A 21,129-nucleotide genomic window follows, 5' to 3' on the forward strand; every position below is an offset into this window, starting at 1 on the left:
TCTATTTCGTTTCCCTATGATAAAAAACTTTATTGACGATTTTTTCCGTAGGATGTCTTTTATCTAAGTAGCAAAGCTGTTCAAAAAATGCAGCGGACTCATTTTCTTCGTTTAAAATGTTACGGATCAAATCTTTTGTTCTAAATGAGGTACTTAATGGAAAAGTCTTCGTTAAATCAAAATATAATCCGCGGGTATCGCTCTTATATTCCTCATAATCTGGAATATGAAAAAGAATTTTTCGATCTAAATTCGCAAAATCAAACATCACTGACGAATAATCTGTAACTAAAACATCACTGATCTTGAATAATTCGTTGATATTGATATGTTGTGGCGGTTTGAAAGCGAAATGTTGATATTTCTCTGGGATCACCATTTTATCGCTGATGAGATAATGCCATTTTATCAATAAAATGTAGTCTTTGTGTAGTGCTTCATACATTTTTTCGAGGTCAAAGAGGATTTCTCCAATATACTCGCCTCTTTTATAATTCTGATTATCTCGCCATGTCGGTGCAAACAGAATAATTTTTTTATCTTGCGGCAAATGCAGCCGCTCTTTTATTCGTTGGTTTTCTTGTTCATCGACCTTGGTCAATTCTTCATTTCGTGGATAGCCCATGGTCAATATTTTCTCTTGTTCGAGGTGGAATGCTTCTTCAAAGATTTTAGCTGCGTAATCATTTTGAGCGATCATATAATCCCACTTCGAGGTCGCTTCCACGAAATTCCGGTGATATTTGGCCGTATTGGTTCCCGGCATAGTCACATGCTCAATGTCCAGACCTAATTTTTTTATAGGTGTGCCGTGCCATGTCTGCAGGTAAGTCGTCCGGTTACTTTTGTAGACCCAGTTCGGCATTCGAATGTTATTGACCCAGTAACTGGATGTAGCTAAATAGAACAACCACTTAAGGCTATTTCTTCGTACACAAATAAGATCAAGATCTTCAAATTCCTTCTCAAATCCTGATTTCACTACCCAGATCAATTGTTTTTCTTTAAAAAGCTTATGTTTTTTTAGATATTCATAGATCACTTTTGGACTGTCGCTATATTGTTTACCGAAAAAGCTCTCGAAGATGACTCTTTTTCGTTTTGGCAACAAATCAAAGATGTGCATGAACCCATTTATAAAAAAAGTAGTTGCCCTTGCTTTAAGTCTCCTCAAACTGCCCACTTCTTTCCCTTTTTTATCGAGGTTGTTTACAAATTTTTAACACAATACTAACAAAATTTATAATATCATAACAATCACTTGTTTACTACTTATATTTTTGTAAATAGTTTGTTTGTTATAGTTGAAAAATTCAATATTTTCCCTCAAAAAAAACCTCACGCGTTAAATAGCGTGAAGTTTTCGGATAGAAGCAATTATTTAGAAGAAAAACGATCCGCAATATTAAGTGCTAGTTTTACAGCTTTGCGATTAAGCGTGCCTTCGTGTTTGTATAATTTCTTGTTTTTCTTATTGATTGTCGCGTTTAGATCTTTGATTTTTTGATCTTTTTCTTTCATTATTTTATCCACATAACTTTGGTGTTCGACCCAACGTTCTCCTGCTTCGGCCATACTCAATCTCGTGATCGCGTCAACTGGCTCTAACAGATCCAGTTTAGCTAACTGATCATCCAATGGGACACTTGCTGGATAGTTGCCGGATTTGTAAATGTGATCTAGCTCGTTCTTATTTAGAAATTCAATGTAATTCTCGAAATGAGCAGCATGGTTTTTTTCTGGCGATTTAAAATCTACTTGCTCGATAACGTCCGCCAATTTTGTTTCGGCAGTAATTTCGTTTGCCCAAATGTGCGTAAGGTCATGAAACTCTGTCAGTTCTCTCATTCGTGCATCTTTTGGAATCAAAATACTTGGTGTTCCAGCGATGACTGCTGTGATATTACCATGAAGACGAGCACCGAAAACAAGGTCAGCCTCTTTCAAAAAGTCGATCCACTTCGGCGCATTTAGCGGGAATTTCACACGGCCTTCTTGATAAAATTTATGGCTCAAATCATTCGGATAATATGCAGAAGTCGCTTTGATCTTTGCATTGCCGAGATAAGTAAGCTTCATCTCCGTCAACCACTGAGGAATGAAGTAATAATTCGGAAATTCTTCTGTTGATCGTTGTATAAAATCTAAAACGTTGTCCGGCGAAAGTTTGGACGAGTTAACTCCGATCAAGGAATCTTTTGTAATCGTGGTATCGCGAATGTTCAGCTCTGGACCGAACGCATACATGGAAGGACAGCCAATCACCATATGGTCTTTGCCTTCTTTAAAACCTAGTCTTGTCAGATAATCTGCAGTGATTTGTCCCCGCACACCAATGATAGATGACTTTTCAAGAACAGCACTTACAAATGCTTTTACGTCATCATCAAATGGGAAGCCTTCGTTGAGTTTCGGTTCAAAAGGCGCTCTTAACCCCACTCCGATCACAATAACAGGAATGGTGAGTTTTTTGATCAATTTTGCATACTTTCTTAAACTAGAAACAAAATCTGGGCGGAATGCATCCGCTAATGGAATTATGTAACAATCATATTCTTTGTTGATCTTATCAGCATCACTTGGATTGATGCGGTAATTATCTGGCACAAAAGTAACATCTTCTGTTGTTAATGTACGATAGACACTATACGCATAAATGAGGTTGCCGACATTCCCGCCAATTGAATTTTTAGCAATGATTTCTTCTGGACTTTTGACATCCAATGGAGAGATGCCAGAACGTATTAAAAAGCGTTTCATAGTTATTTATTGCCCCCTGTGTTTTGATCACCTATAGTAACAGGATAACGAACTACAGCTTATCTTACAATGACTGTAAGCAAATAGATGACTAATTGTTAATTAAATGAAATAATATTTCACTAAACTGTAATCAATGACACCTAATATACGCTTTTTCTTCCAAAATCAATAAGTCTACTTGTTCGCAAGTAAACTTGTTATTCGTGAATGGATCTTTCTAATAGTTTGCCAACTTCTGTCAGATAATACCGTTTTGGATTATTTGCCATTACTGGACGCCGCTCTATGTACCCGTTATATTCTAGCCAATAAGCAGTTTGAAGCAGTTCGTTTTTCGTCATTTCCACATGAAAGGTATCAAAACTATCATAATTAAAAATCGGCATAGCGAAATTAGGATCTTTCACTAAACGGATCACTTCCTGGATTTGTTTTTGGTTCGGCTGCCACATGTCCTCTCCCCCTTATCCCGTGCTATGCTCATTCAATCCCCACTGAATGGTTGTTATAAAGAATATACCACGAATTTGCTTCTCGCCAAACTAAAAAAGTGCGCTAGCTATCCTAACACACTTTTTTCGAATATTTACTCTGCTATTATTTTTTTGGGTACTTTTCCTGCGCCCTCTACAGACCATTCATTTTTTTCAGAGCGCTTATCATGCGGAACAAGTTTGAAAACCAGTTGTTTGCCAGTGAGTGTATAATGATGATACTCATATTCTGGGTCATCGCTAGGATTCACAGTGAGTTCATTTTCTCGATCATGGGATACAAGAGCGACATCGATGCTTTCCCCGTTTTTGATGCCGATCGTAAATTGCGTGTGTGCAGCATCCACATGGATCGTCACTTTATCATTCTGATTACTTTTCACCACTAAGCTGTATAGTTCCAATTGTGTCGAAATTTTGTCATCAAAATAAATAGCAGCTCGCGATGTTTGTTTTTCACCGGAATAACTAAGGTTATTCGGGGAATCCATTCTTATTTCAGAAAGTTTGTTTGCTTTTTTAAAATGTACTTCCAGCCCCGATTTACCCTCTGCTTCCCCGACATTATAATTATAAGGAAATGCTTTTTTCACGTGCATCGGATAATTTTTGACTTCTAAATAAGCAAATTGTTTAAGTTTATAAAACCAATAGCCTCCGAATGCAAGTCCAATGACAATAAGTATCAATATGCTGTAGATCATGATTTTTTTTGTTTTAAATGTCATAAGCAGCCTCTTTTTTACGTATTTTTATTAAAAAGTATCGAATGTCTTTTTTTCATTTGCCGATTTTACAAGCGATAGGATTCCAGCAATCAAGAAAAGAATGCCTGTGATCGAGCCATAGCTAAAGAAACAAAGCCCGCCGACCACAACTAATACGATGGACCAACCCTTAACAGATGTGCCATTTTTCATTTTAAATGCAGCAATAAATCCAAATACGCTAGCAATGACCGCTAAAATAAAGTTGATACCGATGAATGCTCCGCCAATGACCATCCCAATTTGATCGTCCGTAGCCATTTGAGGAGCTTCTCTAACAGCTGAAAAGGTTGCGAGAAGTACTATTCCTCCCATGATGAGCACCCCGAGGACTGCTAAACTTGCACCAATGATGGCTAAAATAAATTCTGCTTTTCTATTATTCATTTTGTAACCTCTTTCTGTTTATTCTTCATATTGATTATATAGTAACTAGCTAGTTTTGAATAGGTGTAACTCCTGCAGAAAGTTCTAACAAACGCCATCTTTATTGCGATGAATCATAGAATTTTCCTTTTCTTCAGGAGCAATCGCCGTCCTCGCGCTGTTGGCAGAACGGTGAAAAGTAGGAAACATATAATGGCGCTCCCTAAGGCTGATTTTTCAATATTCTTATTTATACTAGCAAAATCTGTGATCACAGCTAGGGATTGTTTTCCTCTAGCATTTATGTTACCTTTTGAGCATAAATAAAATGAAGGAAGGAACATCTATGAAGAAATGGCTGCTTATCAATATTTTTTCTTTTATTTCTATATTTAATCTTCTTCTCGTACTTGCCTCAACCAATCTCAATAGCGATACTTTCAATCGTTTAATAGGGTTTTTTATTCCGCATTTTGCCAATGACCACATCAATAACGCTTTCGCGATCTTTGCGTTTTTGGGGATCCCTATTCTCGCCCTTATTGGTGCACTTCTTAGTTTATTTGTAACAAAATATAAATTTTCTTCCTATACCTTGTTTTGTACAAATTTCCTGCTGCTTGTTATAAATGGAATCCTTTTTGCCTTAGGTGCGGGCGGTGGATGAGTTGAAAAAAGAAAGTTTTCCGTACACTTCTTGACATCTACTCTTCTTTGCAGTATATTTTATTTGTACTAACCCTATCGATTTAGTAGGAATTATAGATGAAGGAGAATTCAAATGAAAAACAATACGACATTAGCTACTAAAAGTTGCTGTCTCACAAGAGCATATTGCTGTTGTGCTATTTGTATTGTTTGATTTGCGTTCTCTCTGAATAACAATATACCTTTTTATGTATGTAAAATAGGTTCTCAGAGTGAATGGCGTATGTCCATTTCACTCTCTTTTTTTACCTTGATTTCCAAAAGGACAGGAGGATCATGATGTTAATATCACGAATTCAGGAGCTGATCGGTAATACCCCGCTTTTAGAAGTAACGGGATTCTCGGTTCCAAATAATAATAAGATCTACGCAAAGCTTGAGATGTTCAACCCTGGGGGAAGTATGAAGGATAGACTTGGTGCGATGCTGATCGCAGAGGGGTTCAAGCTCGGGCTGATCACGGAAAACACCACGATTATCGAACCTACAGCAGGAAATACCGGGATCGGGATCGCGCTAGCAGCTTTGGAGCATCACTTGCCAGTTGTTTTAGTGGTTCCAGAGCAGTTCAGTTTTGAAAAACAAGAATTGATGAAGGCATTGGGTGCGAAAATCATTCATACAGAGGCTTCGCTTGGTATAAAAGGAGCGATTGGCAAAGCAAAATCGCTGCAGGAAGAGATTGGGAACGCTTATCTCCCACTTCAGTTTTATAATCAAGCAAATCCCAAGGCCTATTACAAAACACTGGGTCCTGAATTAGTAGCAGATTTGGCTAAGATCGATTCTTTTCTCGCTGGAGTCGGAAGCGGCGGGACATTTTCCGGAACAGCAGCTTATTTAAAAGAACAGTTTCCTGCTATTCGTTTGGCAATGGTTGAACCTGAAGGCTCGATCCTAAATGGCGGATCGGCAGGAGCGCATGATACAGAAGGCATCGGGGTCGAGTTTATTCCGCCGTTTATGGAACAGCTTGCTATCGATGCGATTTATACCATCGCTGACAGCGAAGCCTTTTACTTTACGAAAGAATTAGCTCGCCGAACCGGCGTTTTTGTTGGTAGTTCAAGTGGCGCAGCTTTTGCAGCAGCAATGAAAGAGGCTAAACAAATCGAGAACAGTAACATCGTAACGGTTTTTGCAGATAGTAGCGAGCGCTATTTAAGCAAGGATATTTACCATTATACAAACAAATTGGAGGAGAAAAAATGAATTTAAAAACAACGGCTGTACATGGTGGGATCAGTATCGATGAATTGACGGGCGCAGTGAATGTGCCGGTTTACCAAGTTTCTACTTTCAAGCAAACAGCAATCGGGAAACATAAAGGATTTGAATATTCGCGCTCTGGAAATCCAACCAGACTGGCGCTGGAAGAATTGGTAAAAGAGTTGGAAGACGGCGTACAGGGTTTTGCGTTTTCTTCTGGTTTAACAGCGATTTTTACCGTTTTTTCCTTATTAAAAGCTGGTGATCATGTGATCGTGGGCGATGATGTCTATGGCGGTACCTATCGCTTGTTGACCCAAGTACTCAATAAACAAAATATCCACTTTTCGATCTTGGATCTCAATAATTTGGAAGACGTAGAGCGCGCTATCCAAAAGAATACACGAGTCATATTGCTCGAATCGCCAAGTAATCCGCTGCTGAAAATCGTCGATATTGCACAAATCAGTGAATTGGCGAAGAAACACGGCTTGCTGACTGTGGTCGATAATACGTTTGCCAGCCCGTATTTTCAACGTCCACTTCATTTGGGAGCTGATATCGTTGTGCATAGTGCAACGAAGTATCTTGGTGGTCACAGTGATCTTGTCGCAGGGGTCGCGGTGACAAATGATCCGAAGCTCGCTGAAGAGATCGGTTTTCTGCATAATGCGATCGGTGGTGTGCTTGGACCGCAAGACAGCTGGCTGTTGCAACGCGGGATCAAGACATTGGGTCTGCGCATGGAAGCACATGAAAAAAATGCGTTGGCTATCGCTCATTATTTGGAAAAACATCCGAAAGTAGCGAAAGTTTATTATCCTGGCTTGGCATCACACCCCAATCATGCAGTTGCTGCAAAACAAATGACTGGTTTCAGCGGAATCGTTTCAGTCGAATTAAACGATACGGTAAATGTTGAAACATTCATTGCAGCGTTAAGATATTTTACTTTGGCAGAAAGTCTCGGCGGAGTGGAAACATTGATCGAAGTCCCTGCGCTGATGACCCATGCTTCCATCCCTAAAGCGGAACGTGAAAAAACAGGGATCAAAGATAACTTGATCCGCATTTCTGTTGGGATCGAGGACGAAGAGGATTTGATCGCGGATCTGGAGCATGCTTTTAATCAAAATTAATGGAGGCGGAACACAAGTGGGCAGAGAATTTTTACCGGTCTTTTCAAATTGGGCCGAAACATATGATGCATTTGTTACAGGAAAGGACCCGGCTTATGCCGCTGTTTTCGAAAATTATTCCAAGATGTTGGGAAAGATCGCCGTACAAAGCGGAGAAAAAATCATCGAATTCGGAAGCGGCACGGGGAATTTGACACTTCAGTTGCTTCACCAGAAAAAACGTGTGATGGCAATCGAACCTTCTGCTGCTATGCGAAAAAAAGCTAGTAGCAAACTACCAAAAGGCTTTACTCAATACGACGGGGATCTGTTGGAATTTCCAGAGCCGCCCTTCACTCCTGATACGATTGTCAGTTCGTTTGTTTTTCATCATTTAAATGCAGAAGAAAAGCGTGCTGCTATTGAAAAGTATTATGCTTTACTTCCTCAAGGAGGGAAAGTAATTTTTGCCGATACCATGTTCCTTTCCCTCCAAGCATTCCAAGCTATCTTACGGGATGCGAAAGAGCAAGGCTACGACGCGCTTCTGGAAGATCTGATCAGTGAATATTATCCGCTTATCAGTGAGTTGGAAGCACTTTTCAAGGGAGCGGGATTTACGGTTTCCTTTGAGCAGCAAAATAGTTATGCGTGGTTAGTGACTGCCTATAAATAACCAAAAAGACGATGGGAGCTCCTATCGTCTTTTTTAAATGCTGGATTTAATTATTTCCATTTCTTGATAAAGATGCTTCTAGGCCTATTTCTTCCAACACGATTTTTTCTTTATCCAAATCGTGTGAATAAACCAAGCTACCATAAACTTTGTTTGCTGTCGAAACTCCTCCTAGTAAATTTTTCAGCATTTTCGGTATAGGAATGGTATGGATTTTCTTTCCTTGCGTGGCTCGCATAATTGCAATTGCTTGATTTGTATGTAGATAATAGCTGTTTTGTGGGTGATAGTACCCTGTCTTGTTATCTGCGACCAGCTGCATGATATACCTTTCCAAATTCCCGATATATATACTGCTTCGCGCGTTATCGATTCGCGGATAGAATGGGAGGATACGTGCCAATTTCTCCAGTCTCGCAAAATTACCGGGTGCTCCTGGGCCATAGATCATCGGTGGTCTAACAATACAAATATGGAAATCGGGTGCTGCGATCTGTTGAAGATGATTTTCGGCTTTTAATTTTGATTTCCCATACGGGGATTGTGGATCGGGCACCGTGCTTCCATCGATTTGAATGGGCTGTTCGATCTTTCCTTCTAATCCAAAAACTGCCATGGTACTGAAGAAAACAAATTGCCGGACGCCCTCCGCTTTTGCTTTTATTGCTACTTCTTTTGTCAGTTCGCAGTTGATTTGCAGATAATCTTCTAACGACGCATGGGGATCGCTACCATGAACGAGTGCCGCTAAATGGATCACGACATCATAACCGTTAAAATCAGTAGTTTTCCAATCCGGCGTACGCATACTGATCCGCTCCACCACTTCGCCTTTTTTCTGAAAAGCGGCTTCCAAATGATTGCCGACGTAGCTGGATGTGCCTGTCAATAGTATTTTTCTTGGCATCAGTGCTTCACACCTTTTGAGGTAATTGTATTTTGGATCGTTTTATAAATAATCCGCATATCTAAGAAAAAGTTTTGATTTTCCAAATAATATTTATCATATTTCACTTTTTCCTCATCCGTAATATCGTCTCTTCCCATCACCTGTGCCAGTCCAGTCAAGCCAGGTTTGATCCTATGTACATTGGCTTGCGTCCTTTTTCAATCAACTCGTACTGGTTGAATAAGGCTGGGCGAGGGCCGACAACGGACATATCGCCTTTGATGATGTTGAAGAGTTGCGGTAGTTCATCGAGTGATGTTTTGCGGATAAAGGCACCGAATCTGGTAATATATATGCTGGCATCGATCTTGTCGGTAGCCAGATGCGGGGTATCGGCTTTCATCGAGCGAAATTTATAAATATTGAACAGCTGATTCTGCAGTCCTGAGCGTTTTTGCTTAAAAATGACCGGCCCCTTTGATTCTGCTTTGATCAATATGGCGACAATTAGGAAAACCGGAGAGAGAATCATAATAGCAATGGATGCACTGAAAAAATCAAATACTCTTTTCATTCTCCATCCCCCTCATTTCAGTAGTTCATAGTATTTATCTGTATTTTGCGTTCTCGTGTAATTATTTTTGAAAATCTCGTAAGCTTGTTTCCCCATTCGTGCTAGGTCAGCCGGACTGTTTTGTTCAACGAAAGCTTTCATTTGCGCTGCTTCTCCATTATGAAGATGGATGCCTGCTTGATAGTCGGTTATTTGACGGACGATATCCGTATCTTTATCCATGATCGCGATCAAGGGTTTCTCAGCCGCAAGGTAGCCATATATCTTACTCGGAACGCCCAGTCCAACACCTTCTTTGACTAGCGAAACAATGCAGCAATCCGCCATTATTAAAACATCGGAATAATCGGTTCCTGTTAAGAAATCATACACGATCGCATTAGAAATATTATTTTCTGCGATAAAAGTTTTCACTTTCGCCTGTTTATCGCCATGTCCGCAGAAGATCGTAAAGAGGTCTGGATTCTCTTTTGCTGATTCCAGAAAATCAAGAATGGTATCCATGTCTTGCAGTTTCCCCATATTTCCGCTATAGAGTAAGATTTTTTGATAGTTTTCCCGGATCGCTTTAAATTTCTCATTGTGGATAATGGGGCTCTGGAAATTATCTTCATACCAGTTAGGGATGATATGGATATTTTCTGGTGTATAGGAAATATGGTTCGCCATGAGGTAATTTTTCATTTCTGTTCCTAAAACAATCACATTCTCAGCATTCTTATAGACGTGCTTATTGATATATTTCATGAGCCGGTCGATCATGCTACCTGATTTGGTGGCACCAATCTTGATGGCATTGTCGGGAGCAATATCATAAACGACGAACGAATAATCGCGTTTGCAGAGCCGGTGGATCAAATCCGGGACAAATGGAAGGATCGGGGGATTGGAATATACGACGATATGATCGTACTTCAACATTGCTGGTGCCCGTAGCAAAAACATCGTAAAAAGGGAAAAGAAATTGATAATGCGACCGATTTTCGATTTATTATTGAACTGCGTATATTTTAAGCGGGTGATCTGGATGCCTTTATAGTTCTCTTTTTTGGGGACAGCTTTTGCGTTAGTGTATTCTTTGGGCCAGCCACAGATCACATCTACATCCATCCCTTTTTTTACCAAGTCCTCTGCCATTTGAGTTGGGAGTGTGGCGGAGGAAACATATTCCGGATGAAAATATTGGCAGAGTATGACAATTTTTTTGTTTTTCATTTGTACATCCCCTTACTTTATTTCCGAAATCGAATTGAAGTTATAATAATGATCGATTTCTGCTTCGTCGACGATATTTTTAGTGTCAAACACAATGATGTCCTCCGTCACATATTTGTTTAGCTCCTTATATTCTTTATGATCCGTCAGTACCAGTGCCAAATCACTGCCGGTCAATGCGTTTTTGATGTCTGCCTCGACCCAATCTAAGTTTACATGACTATCTTGCGCAACAATCTCAAAATCCGTTTCTCGCTTTAATTGATGGTAGATCTCTAAGGCTGGTGATTCTCTTATGTCATCGATGTTTCCTTTATACGTAAGTCCTAGCACAGTTATTCGCTTTCCATTTTTAGCTGCCATTATTTTTTTCGCTTTTCCGATGACAAATGCCGGCATGCTACTGTTTATTTCACGTGAGATCGCAATCAATTTGGCATCTGCTCGATCACTTGCAACGATAAAATAAGGATCGACCGCAAGACAGTGTCCACCCCACTCCGGGTCCTGGGAAATGGATGTTAACGCGCGGATGTTCATTTGCCAGTTGGATCACGTCTAGAGCATTGATCCCCAAGGAATCACTTATTTTGACAAGTTCGTTTGCCAAAGCGATATTGACATCACGATAGGTATTTTCCATTAGTTTCGACATTTCGGCGGTACTTGCTTTGGTTTCGAAAATCTCGCCTTTGACAAGTGTAAGATATAGTTCCTTAGCTTTTTTAGCACAGTTTGGTGTGATGCCGCCAACGATCCGATTATTATGGACCATTTCTTCGATGATTTTCCCCGGCAGAACACGTTCAGGGCAGTGTGCTAAAAAGATATTTTCCCCGATCTCATAACCATACGCCGCGATCATCGGTGCTGCAATATCTTCCATCGTCCGCGGTGCGATCGTTGATTCAATGATGATAGTATCCCCCTTTTTCAGTACGTCTTTCAGCTTTGCAATCGCTTCTTTCATATAAGATAAGTCACAAGAATTATCTGACAAATATGGCGTTGGTACTGCCACAATATAATAATCTGCGGTTTCTACTTCCAGTGAAGCTTTGAAATTCCCTGCTGCTAAACTAGCGTGGAGCAACTCTTCCATTCCAGTTTCTTCGATATGCAGTTTACCGTTGTTAAGTCCTTCCACCACATTGCTATTGATATCGACTCCTACCACATCCACACCTTTTGATGCGAATAATAATCCCGTTGGCAGTCCGATATACCCTAACCCTATCACTGTGAGTTTCATATCATCCAATCCTCTCTTTTGAGTACTTGATTCCTAACATTGCTAAAAAAATCATTTTTATAAAGTTTAGCAGTAGTACCCCGATGAAAAAGCCCGTTAATCCAAAGAAAAAAGTCAAGATCAATTCCGAGATCACGTAAACAAACACAAACACCACTTGGAAAATGGTTTGGATAGAAATAGAGATAAATTTAATATTTAGCGATTGGACAATATTCCCGATGACGCTGAACAGCATCCCCATATTCCCGATAATGATATATGGCTTGATGATGGCGCTATTCTGCTGATAGATTTTTTCCACGATGAAGATGGTCAATGGATAGCAGATCGCCAAAACTATTACAGAAAACAGCGTACCCAAAATAAGTGTGCGAAAGTATTGTTTGGTTTTATTTTGGACATTGTTCACCGAAATATAAGAAAGGATGACGTTATTGACTGGATATAAGAAGGTTGCTAGCATTTTCCCGATAAAAGTCGCTAGAAAAGCCAGCGTTACAGCTGAACCACCAATCAGCGGCAATAATATCAGCCGATCCAGATAAATCGAAATATTATTTAAAAAATTAGTACCCAGCAACATAAGATAATCGTTAGTTGGGCTGGTTCCATGCGCATTGGCGATTTCCCTAGTTACAAAATGGTGGCGCAAAGAAAAAAATAATATAGCCCATCGCGACGATCTCACTTGCCAAAAATATCAGTTCCCAATAATTGATGTATTGATAGAAGAGCAGCCCAACTAACAGGCCTAAGAATTGGAAAACAGCTACGAAAAGAATCTTGTTGTAGTGTAACAACATCCGGTAAAAAACGTTCAAATAGATCCGCAGGCACATCAGCATATTGATAACGACCAGCAATAAGATCGAAATCAGGTTTTCGTTGTAAAAAATCACGAGCACCGCAGCTAAAAGCACACTTTCTACTAGAATTGAAATCCCAAGCAAATAACGGAAATTTCGGTAGATTCGTCTTGGATCATAGCGAGCCATATTGATCAAGCGAATGTTATTTAAGGTATTTCCTAAGACCACACTTGCCAAGGTCAAAATGGTATAGATGTTTAATATTTCTCCAAAGTGCGTGTTTCCCACTTGGTTCACAATAAATGGATAAGCAATCAGCTGTAAGCCAAATGCGATAATCAACGAGCCGATAACGGTTTTGATGCTGTCCTTTAAAAAACTAAGCTTCGTCATAAGTTTTCTCCTTTATCTTGGCAAATAGATAAAATACGACAAACCAAAATTCGCTGGTGATCAAAAAATTAGAGCTAAACATCAACATCGTCAGCGGATATAACGCAATATAACCGACGATACCGTCTGGCGAATTTTTATTAAAGAAGCTTGCATATTTGACGATCAGCCGGCCAGCGAGGAATAAAAAGATCATACAGCCAAATACGCCGCCGATCAGCAAAAATTCCAAAATTATATTATGCGGGATATTATTGATCAAATGGTAATAATTGAAAAGTCCATGCCCTCTCCATACATGTTCTTTGATAATAGTGATGTCATTTTCATAAATAAAATTTCTTCCAGAAGTTTGATCTAAGGAAATGCCGTCGTCCGAGATGTAAGAAAAAATTCGGCCGTCTTTATCGATCACAAACACTAAACTCAAGAACATGACAATAAACAATAGGATCATTCCGCCTAATATGATTTTTTTCAAAGTGGAAATCTGCTTGTCTGTCATTATTTTGACACTCGTTAGTAAAATATAAAGAATCAGCAAAACAGCGCCGCCACGTCCAGAGGAAATCAAAATCACTGGGATGAGGAGAATGATCATAATGATATAGAACAGCTTTGCCTTGATACTTTTTTGAAGAATAAAATAAAAGCCCAGTCCAATCACAAAAGCAGTAATATAAGAAAGATTTTGGTAATTCATTAAGCCAAAGTTTATGTAGGAAGGTAGTTTCCCTAATAAAAATGGTACTAAAATGATGAACACCATGCTTATAGAGAAAATACAGAAAATCCATTTAAAGAAATTTTCGATTTCTTTTTTTGTGAATTTGGCTGCGAAAACGCCACAAACAGCAGCGGGTATGCTCCATAGTAAGAAAAACAGGTAGTTATTCGTTGCCAGTTTTACATTATGATAGGGCGAAATCGCATAGGAAACAGTAACTACCAGAAACAGCAAGAGAACGTAAAACAGTTTCACCGGAATAGCTTTATCCATGCCGATCTTAACAAAAGCATAAAGGATCGTAAACGCTGCAATCACTACCATGGTAATGAAATAATACGGATAAATATTTATTTTCAGCACTTCATTAAGAAAAGTCGATATAACGATGAAAAAATTCATACTTATTATTGATAGTAAAAATATATATTTCATATCTTCATCCACTCTATCCCGTTATTTTCACCTGAATGTGAATTACTTTTAACCTTGTTAGCTTTTCGTATACAGCGCTATCAGTTTTTGCTCTTCCACTTGCCATGTCAACTGCTGGGCAGCTGCGGTTGCGTTTTTCTCCAGCTCGGCGTATAGGCGGGTATCGTTTTTTAATGTTGTGATCGCCGTGGCGATTTTCTGCGGTGTCACTTCCTCTAGGACGATTCCAAACTGATACGTGTCATTTAAATAGATATGTTCTTTGACTGGCGATAAGATGACAGGCAATCCGGCATGGATACATTCAAAGATTTTATTGGAAACGGTATATTCAAAGTTGATCGAGATCCCTTTTGTTAAAATGACACCGACGCTGCTTTCTCTCAACTTGGAGACCAGTTCATCCATTTCCACTGGCGGATCGAAGCGGACATTTCGGATTCCCATTTCGCTTTGCTTGTCTTGTAGCTTTTGTTTTAAGGGGCCAAAGCCACGGATCACCAGCTCAATTTCTTCATCTGCCAGCATTGTTCCTGCTTCCATAAACTCTTCGTAACCGCGGTCAGAAACGATCTGTCCTTGGTAGACGACTTCAAACGTATCTTTTTTCCATGTCTGTTTTTCATTCAGCTGTTTGATCGGGCGCCTTTATATCTGCTTAAATAAGTGATGAGCAGGACATCGAAGTCATTGGCATGAATCACAGCCGGTCGATAGTTGCGAATATAGCGGATCACTTGCCGGCCAAATTGGATGCGATGGACGATTTTTTTCAGCAAAGTAGTATCATTTACTTTAGAGCCAATCAGTTTGTAGTGGAAATCTAGTTTTGCTAAACGTTCGTCTGTTACCTCTGCATTCATTTTCCCCAATACTATATAATCGTCAGTCACTTGTTTGATCGTCTCCATTTGTTTTAGAATCCGTGGATCTTGGACGATATTACTTGATACGATATTCAATATTCTCATTTGGCAGTCATCCCTTTGGAAAGTTTTTCGGATCATCCCACTTTATTTCTGTTTGAATCAATGCTGCTGCTTCTTTCTCCCACCACTTACTTGCTGAAAGTCGTTGGCTCGTTGCTTCATCGAACCGCATTCGGATGATTTTTGCGGGGACGCCGCCAACGATCGCATAGTCGGCGACGTCTTTTGTAACGACACTTCCAGAGGCGATCACCGCACCGTTGCCGATTTGGACGCCATCCATGATAATGACATTTGCTCCGATCCAAACATCATTTTCGATTATTGTTTTTCGCGGGGCAACATCATAAGTGATCTTGTTTACTTGCAGACCGAATGGATTCTGCGAGGAATAAAAAACTGGCGATGTACTCACAAACTCAGTCGGATGATGGCCTAGACCTATTTTGACATCCGAAGCGATAGAGCAATAATTGCCGATTTGGACTTGGTTGAAATCAGAGTTGAATCCCACATAAGAATATTTTCCCATTTGGACATTTCGCATTTTGCAAAAACGATCGACATAATTGTTCCCAGCGAATTCACAATTATGGATATAAGCAAAACGGCTGATACGAATATTCTTCTTCTTTTTGTCCGGTACGCGATTGTTTTTTAAGAGTTGGAATAAGCTTTTTGGTTTCATTTTTTCCACGTATCCCGATTGATGATCTCTGTATAGCTTTGGATGATCTTCACGACTTTTCGCGAAACATTCGTATCTTTATAATCGACTGCATCAAGCATCGGTTCACCATTTTCATGCATTGCTCTGGCTAACTCCACAGACTGCACCAGATTATCAAACTCGATCCCTCCAATAATAACTGTTCCCTTATCCAAGACTTCCGGTCGCTCTGTTGATGTGCGGATAAGGACTCCTGGGAACTTGAGTATCGAGGATTCTTCGGATAATGTTCCGCTGTCCGATAATACTGCGAAAGCATTTTTTTGCAGCGCATTGTAGTCAAAAAAACCGAACGGCTGTAATTTTCGGACTAATGGATGAAAAACGAAGCTGCGTTCTTCGATTCGTTTAAAACTTCTTGGATGTGTCGAATAGATGATAGGAAGCTGATAGCGTTCGGCTATCGCATTGATCGCTTCCATCAATGAATAAAAATTTTTTTCATTATCTATGTTTTCTTCACGATGGGCAGATACCAGGATATAGCCATTCGGTTTTAAATCAAGATCTGCCAGTGCCTTGCTTTGCTCGATTTTAGCGGCATACGTTTCCAGTACTTCGCGCATTGGGGAACCTGTCACGAAGATATGCGCTTTCGGGAAACCCTCATCTAGTAGATAGCGACGGCTGTGTTCCGTGTAGGGCATGTTGATATCACTGATATGGTCCACGATCTTGCGATTGATCTCTTCTGGCACATTTTGATCGAAACAGCGATTGCCTGCTTCCATGTGAAAGATGGGTATCTTTAACCTTTTCGCAGCAATGGCGGCAAGACAGCTATTGGTGTCGCCTAAGATCAGTAAAGCATCCGGCTGTTCAAGCGCCAATACTTCATAAGCTTTGGCAATGATATTCCCCATCGTTTCTCCTAGGTCTTTGCCAACCGCTTCAAGGTAATGATCTGGTTCGCGTAATTCCAATTCTTCAAAAAACACTTGATTCAAGGTATAGTCATAATTTTGACCGGTATGGACTAAAATCTGCTCGAAATACTGGTCACATGCTTTGATCGTTGCAGATAAACGAATGATCTCCGGCCTAGTGCCTACAATCGTCATTAATTTAAGTTTGCTCATCTCACACCTCCAAATAAAATGTATCAGGATTTTCCGGATCGAATATTTCATTCACCCACATGATCGTTACCATATCTGTGTCGCCGATATTTTCGATATGGTGTGTGTAGCCAACCGGAATGTCGACCACTTCCAGTTTTGCTCCGCTGACATGATACTCGGTGACTTCTTCCTTATCAGGGCGGCGAAAACGGATCACACCTTTTCCTGAAACAACGAGAAACTTTTCATTCTTCGTATTATGCCAATGATTGCCTTTGGTGATTCCCGGTTTGGAAACGTTGACCGATACCTGACCACGATCAGGCGTTTTGAGAAATTCGGTAAACGAGCCACGCTCATCCGTATTCATTTGCAACGGATAGCGTAATCCATCTTGAGGCAGGTAACTCAAATAGGTGCTGTACAATGCTTTTTCAAATGGTTCGTCCAATTTGGGAAGGGCTTTAGTTTCTCGAAAGTTGTGGAAAGTTTCGAGCAGTTCGGTGATCTCTCCCAACGTAGCAAGATACTCATTTGGAACTTTCGGCATCCCTGTTTCGATCGTCGGCTGACCTTTAATCGCTCTGATGATCTCGAAGACGACATCATCGATATAGTTTAAAGTCAGTAGTGCATTTTTATCATTGATCTGAATAGCTTCCCCGCGGGCTATGTGATGACAAAAAGTAGCAATCACTGAATTATAATCGGGACGGCACCATTTGCCGAATAGATTCGGAAAACGATAAATATAAATAAGATTGCCGTTTGCTGCGGAAAAAGCTTTCAGAACGTCTTCTGCTTGTTTCTTGCTCTTTCCATAAGCATTTTCTGCCTCTGCTTGGATCGAGGAAGACAAAAGGATGGTCGGATTTTTAGTGTTTTCTCTGACCACATTCAGCATCTCTGTTAGCAGATCGACATTCGTCCGTTTAAAATCGCTCTCTTCTTTTGGGCGGTTTGCAGCTGCTAAATACACGATAAAGTCTGCATGCTTCAAATATGCATCTCGCTCCGCAATCGGTGTGCTTCTCGTGATTTCATAAATAGCATAAGAAAATTGCCGGAGATTTTGGACTAGGTTTTTACCAACAAAACCATTTGCCCCTGTTATAGCGATTGATTTCATGTTCATCCCCCCTTTTATTGATTGCTATTGTGATACATGTGAAGTTCTGCTTTGACATAATCCAACGCTATTAATTTTGATTTGATCTCCTCTAAAGATAACCTGTGTGTATTTTCGGAATTATACTCGTAAGCTTCGGTGATTGCTTCGCTGCCGTCCTCAAAGTAATTGCTGTAATTCAAATCTCTAGAATCGGCAGGAATCCGAAAATAGTTTCCCATATCTTCTGCTTGCGCATATTCTTCCCGTGTCAACAATGTTTCCGCTTTTTTCTCTCCGTGACGGGTTCCGATGATCTGAACCTCATTATCAACTTCAAATAGTTCCAGCAAGGCTTTTGCCAGATCGCCTATCGTAGAGGCCGGCGCCTTTTGAACCATGATATCGCCTGTTTCCGCATGTTTGAATGCATGGATCACCAGTTCGACCGCTTCTTCCAAACTCATTAGAAAACGCGTCATTTGTGGGTCGGTGATCGTAAGCGGTTCTTTACTTTTGATTTTTTCAATAAATAGCGGAATGACTGAGCCGCGTGAAGCCATGACATTTCCGTAGCGGGTGCCACAGATCAAGGTTTGATTCGTATCGACATTTCGTGATTTGGCGACAAATACTTTTTCCATCATTGCTTTGGAGATCCCCATGGCATTGATTGGATAGGCAGCTTTATCGGTAGATAGACAGATCACTTTTTTGACATTCGCCTTGATCGCTGTCTCCACAACGTTTTCTGTTCCTAAAACATTTGTTTTCACAGCTTCCATGGGGAAAAACTCACAAGAAGGAACTTGTTTCAAAGCAGCCGCATGAAAAACAAAATCCACACCGCGCATTGCTACTTCAATGCTAGCAGGGCCCCGCACGTCCCCAATATAAAATTTCAGTTTTGGATTATGATATTTTTTACGCAAATCATCTTGCTTCTTTTCATCTCTTGAAAAAATCCGGATCTCTTTGATATTGGTATCTAAAAACCGTTTGGTTACTGCATTGCCGAATGAACCTGTCCCACCTGTTATTAAAATCGTTTTACCATTAAACATCTCATCACCCGTTATCAAATTGGATTTGTGTAGCCGATAATTTTTTCTTTTGAAAAATCATGAAGCAACTCGTTGATCATTCCATCAATTTGTGTTTTTGGTAATTGATTTACTTTTCCGCGGTAAATTTTTTTATATACTTGTTCTGGGTGGATCTCATTATCGCTGAGCAGCTCTTCATACAGCTTTTCACCTTGTCTGATCCCAGTAAACTCGATTCCGATATCATCGACCGAATAACCCGAAAGCTGGATCAAATTCTTTGCTAGATCTACAATCTTGACTGGTTCCCCCATATCAAGTAGGAATACTTCTCCTCCCTTTGCCAATGCTCCGGCTTGCAAAACTAGCCGCGATGCTTCTGGTATCGTCATAAAATAGCGCGTCATTTCCGGATGCGTTACCGTTACCGGGCCGCCCGCTTCGATCTGCTTCTTGAATAAGGGAATAACGGAACCTCTTGAGCCGAGGACATTTCCGAACCGAACGACAACAAAATCCGTTTTACTAGTCTCACTATTCATGCTTTGGATCACCATTTCAGCGAGTCGTTTGGAAGCCCCCATCACATTGAGTGGATTAACGGCTTTGTCTGTGGAGACCATCACGAATTTGCTGACTTCTGCTTCTTTCGCGGCCTCCGCGGTATTTCGAGTACCGAGAATATTATTTTTCACAGCCTCTTCCGGGTTGCATTCCATTAGTGGCAGATGTTTGTGAGCAGCGGCGTGATAAACAACATAAGGCTTATAAGTCTGCATCACGCTCTGCATTCGCGCTTTATCCTGCACATCGCCAATGATTGGTAGGATCTCAATCGTTTTATAAAGATTTTTCAACTCTTGATGGATCAAATAAATACTGTTTTCACCATGTCCGACAAGCACCAGTCTTGCTGGTTCGAATTTACAAACTTGTCTGCAAATTTCGGAACCGATCGATCGTCCCGCACCGGTGACTAAAATCGTTTTACGTGATAATTCTCTGGAGATCATCGCCATATCAAGCTCTACTTGATCTCTTCCTAGAAGGTCTTCTACATCTACCTTCTTCAATTGATTGACTTCCAGTTCGCCCGACATGACATTCTAGATATTCGGCATTTTGAAAACTTCTGCCCCTAAGCCTTCACATAATTCGTTTATCTCACGCAACCGTTTAGTACTGAGAGTCGGGATTGCGATGATGATTTTCTGAATCCTAAACTTTTTTACAAGGCTGGGTATATCTTTTATATAACCCTGTACTTTGACCCCACCGGCAATAGACAGATTTTGTTTATTTCGATCATCATCCACGACCAAAACTGGTTCCATCGCCATATAAGGCGTAGAAAGCATCTGTCTGATCAGCAAGGAGCCGCCGCTTCCTGCACCAACGATCATCGTCGGTTTCTTTTTTATCTTGTCGTCTGTAAACGTTCGTCGATACATTCGCCAGGAAACACGGGAACCTCCGATCAGCAGGAGATGCATCATCCAAGTAATAAAATAGAGACGCAAAAAAGCCTGTTCCCGAGTAATCAGCGAAATAAGAACAACCGTTGTCAATACAGAACCGGTCACTGACTTAACGATCAGCATCAGCTCGCTCACACTGGCATATTCCCAAGCCCGATGATAAAGATTGAATAACTCAGCAAAAGCATGATGAGAAATAAGCAAGATCACCGAAGACAAAATCAGCAGCGATATTGAGTAATCTTTAAAAAAAGGTTCTAAAATGTAGTACCCTAAAAACACTGAAAAAGTAACAATAATCGAATCAATGACTAACAACGTTATAAGCCGCCATTTAACAGATAGATTTGGCACATCCGATTCCCCCGTAGGACTTTTT

Annotated in this window: 18 protein-coding genes and 4 pseudogenes; 4 read left to right on the plus strand and 18 right to left on the minus strand. The window is 40.3% G+C overall.

Going from position 1 to position 21,129, the window contains the following annotated elements:
* Position 1 precedes the first annotated feature (1 nt).
* From EL241_RS08300 to EL241_RS08320, 5 genes are all read right to left on the minus strand, one after another.
* The gene (locus tag EL241_RS08300) at positions 2 to 1,174 is read right to left on the minus strand and encodes a CDP-glycerol glycerophosphotransferase family protein (RefSeq protein WP_126320500.1); all 1,173 of its coding nucleotides are present in this window, start codon (positions 1,172 to 1,174) and stop codon (positions 2 to 4) included.
* A 203-nt stretch (positions 1,175 to 1,377) separates the two neighbouring features.
* The gene (locus EL241_RS08305; RefSeq protein WP_003755295.1) at positions 1,378 to 2,760 is read right to left on the minus strand and encodes a polysaccharide pyruvyl transferase family protein; all 1,383 of its coding nucleotides are present in this window, start codon (positions 2,758 to 2,760) and stop codon (positions 1,378 to 1,380) included.
* Between the two features lie 200 nt (positions 2,761 to 2,960).
* Positions 2,961 to 3,215 (minus strand): DUF3116 family protein, encoded by a 255-nt coding sequence (locus EL241_RS08310; RefSeq protein WP_003755293.1) that lies wholly within the window; start codon positions 3,213 to 3,215, stop codon positions 2,961 to 2,963.
* A 134-nt stretch (positions 3,216 to 3,349) separates the two neighbouring features.
* Entirely contained in the window at positions 3,350 to 3,985 is a 636-nt protein-coding gene (locus EL241_RS08315) for a hypothetical protein (protein ID WP_003755291.1), read from the minus strand.
* 27 nt (positions 3,986 to 4,012) lie between these two features.
* On the minus strand, positions 4,013 to 4,411 hold the full coding sequence (locus EL241_RS08320; RefSeq protein ID WP_003755289.1) for a DUF4064 domain-containing protein: 399 nt from the start codon (positions 4,409 to 4,411) through the stop codon (positions 4,013 to 4,015).
* A 325-nt stretch (positions 4,412 to 4,736) separates the two neighbouring features.
* Between EL241_RS08320 and EL241_RS08325 the strand changes: the two genes are divergently transcribed.
* The 4 genes from EL241_RS08325 (at position 4,737) to EL241_RS08340 (ending at position 8,101) form a co-directional block, all read left to right on the plus strand.
* Positions 4,737 to 5,057, plus strand: coding sequence for a hypothetical protein (locus EL241_RS08325; RefSeq protein WP_126320501.1), 321 nt, complete (start codon positions 4,737 to 4,739; stop codon positions 5,055 to 5,057).
* Between the two features lie 317 nt (positions 5,058 to 5,374).
* Positions 5,375 to 6,310 carry a PLP-dependent cysteine synthase family protein gene (locus EL241_RS08330; RefSeq protein WP_269471785.1) on the plus strand — a complete coding sequence of 312 codons (936 nt, stop codon included), beginning with the start codon at positions 5,375 to 5,377 and terminating at the stop codon, positions 6,308 to 6,310.
* Positions 6,307 to 7,446 carry a trans-sulfuration enzyme family protein gene (locus EL241_RS08335; protein WP_126320502.1) on the plus strand — a complete coding sequence of 380 codons (1,140 nt, stop codon included), beginning with the start codon at positions 6,307 to 6,309 and terminating at the stop codon, positions 7,444 to 7,446. The genes EL241_RS08330 and EL241_RS08335 overlap by 4 nt, the downstream gene beginning before the upstream one ends.
* 16 nt (positions 7,447 to 7,462) lie before the next feature.
* Positions 7,463 to 8,101: a class I SAM-dependent methyltransferase gene (locus EL241_RS08340; RefSeq protein WP_036106681.1), complete on the plus strand. Its 639-nt coding sequence runs from the start codon at positions 7,463 to 7,465 to the stop codon at positions 8,099 to 8,101.
* A gap of 46 nt (positions 8,102 to 8,147) precedes the next feature.
* Here the strand turns inward: EL241_RS08340 and EL241_RS08345 are convergent, their stop codons facing one another.
* The 13 genes and pseudogenes from EL241_RS08345 to EL241_RS08400 all read right to left on the minus strand — a co-directional run bounded on the left by EL241_RS08345 (position 8,148) and on the right by EL241_RS08400 (position 21,104).
* The gene (locus tag EL241_RS08345) at positions 8,148 to 9,008 is read right to left on the minus strand and encodes an NAD-dependent epimerase/dehydratase family protein (RefSeq protein WP_052009204.1); all 861 of its coding nucleotides are present in this window, start codon (positions 9,006 to 9,008) and stop codon (positions 8,148 to 8,150) included.
* A pseudogene (locus tag EL241_RS08350) lies at positions 9,008 to 9,564 on the minus strand (sugar transferase). Before EL241_RS08350 ends, EL241_RS08345 begins: the two are co-directional and overlap by 1 nt.
* Before the next feature lie 12 nt (positions 9,565 to 9,576).
* Positions 9,577 to 10,779, minus strand: a complete 1,203-nt coding sequence (locus EL241_RS08355) for a glycosyltransferase family 4 protein (RefSeq protein WP_036106460.1) — start codon at positions 10,777 to 10,779, stop codon at positions 9,577 to 9,579.
* Positions 10,780 to 10,791: 12 nt separating this feature from the next.
* Positions 10,792 to 12,031, minus strand: a pseudogene (locus tag EL241_RS08360) (nucleotide sugar dehydrogenase).
* A gap of 1 nt (position 12,032) precedes the next feature.
* On the minus strand, positions 12,033 to 12,686 hold the full coding sequence (locus EL241_RS13655; protein ID WP_170166153.1) for a hypothetical protein: 654 nt from the start codon (positions 12,684 to 12,686) through the stop codon (positions 12,033 to 12,035).
* Positions 12,664 to 13,236 (minus strand): hypothetical protein, encoded by a 573-nt coding sequence (locus tag EL241_RS13660; protein ID WP_052009202.1) that lies wholly within the window; start codon positions 13,234 to 13,236, stop codon positions 12,664 to 12,666. The genes EL241_RS13655 and EL241_RS13660 overlap by 23 nt, the downstream gene beginning before the upstream one ends.
* A complete protein-coding gene (locus EL241_RS08370) occupies positions 13,223 to 14,398 on the minus strand; it encodes an O-antigen ligase family protein (protein WP_126320503.1) in 1,176 nt (391 codons plus the stop codon). Before EL241_RS08370 ends, EL241_RS13660 begins: the two co-directional genes overlap by 14 nt.
* A 57-nt stretch (positions 14,399 to 14,455) precedes the next feature.
* Positions 14,456 to 15,369, minus strand: a pseudogene (locus EL241_RS13900) (glycosyltransferase).
* Positions 15,370 to 15,376: 7 nt separating this feature from the next.
* A complete protein-coding gene (locus EL241_RS08380; RefSeq protein ID WP_036106457.1) occupies positions 15,377 to 16,015 on the minus strand; it encodes a CatB-related O-acetyltransferase in 639 nt (212 codons plus the stop codon).
* Complete coding sequence (gene wecB, locus EL241_RS08385) at positions 16,012 to 17,136, minus strand: non-hydrolyzing UDP-N-acetylglucosamine 2-epimerase (protein WP_126320504.1); 1,125 nt, start codon at positions 17,134 to 17,136, stop codon at positions 16,012 to 16,014. The genes EL241_RS08380 and wecB overlap by 4 nt, the downstream gene beginning before the upstream one ends.
* A gap of 1 nt (position 17,137) precedes the next feature.
* Positions 17,138 to 18,247: a polysaccharide biosynthesis C-terminal domain-containing protein gene (locus tag EL241_RS08390; protein WP_126320505.1), complete on the minus strand. Its 1,110-nt coding sequence runs from the start codon at positions 18,245 to 18,247 to the stop codon at positions 17,138 to 17,140.
* Between the two features lie 14 nt (positions 18,248 to 18,261).
* Positions 18,262 to 19,290 carry a nucleoside-diphosphate sugar epimerase/dehydratase gene (locus EL241_RS08395; protein WP_036106452.1) on the minus strand — a complete coding sequence of 343 codons (1,029 nt, stop codon included), beginning with the start codon at positions 19,288 to 19,290 and terminating at the stop codon, positions 18,262 to 18,264.
* A gap of 14 nt (positions 19,291 to 19,304) precedes the next feature.
* Positions 19,305 to 21,104: pseudogene (locus EL241_RS08400) on the minus strand (polysaccharide biosynthesis protein).
* Between the last annotated feature and the right edge of the window lie 25 nt (positions 21,105 to 21,129).

Source organism: Listeria grayi (assembly GCF_900638015.1).
In the GTDB taxonomy this organism is placed as follows: domain Bacteria; phylum Bacillota; class Bacilli; order Lactobacillales; family Listeriaceae; genus Listeria; species Listeria grayi.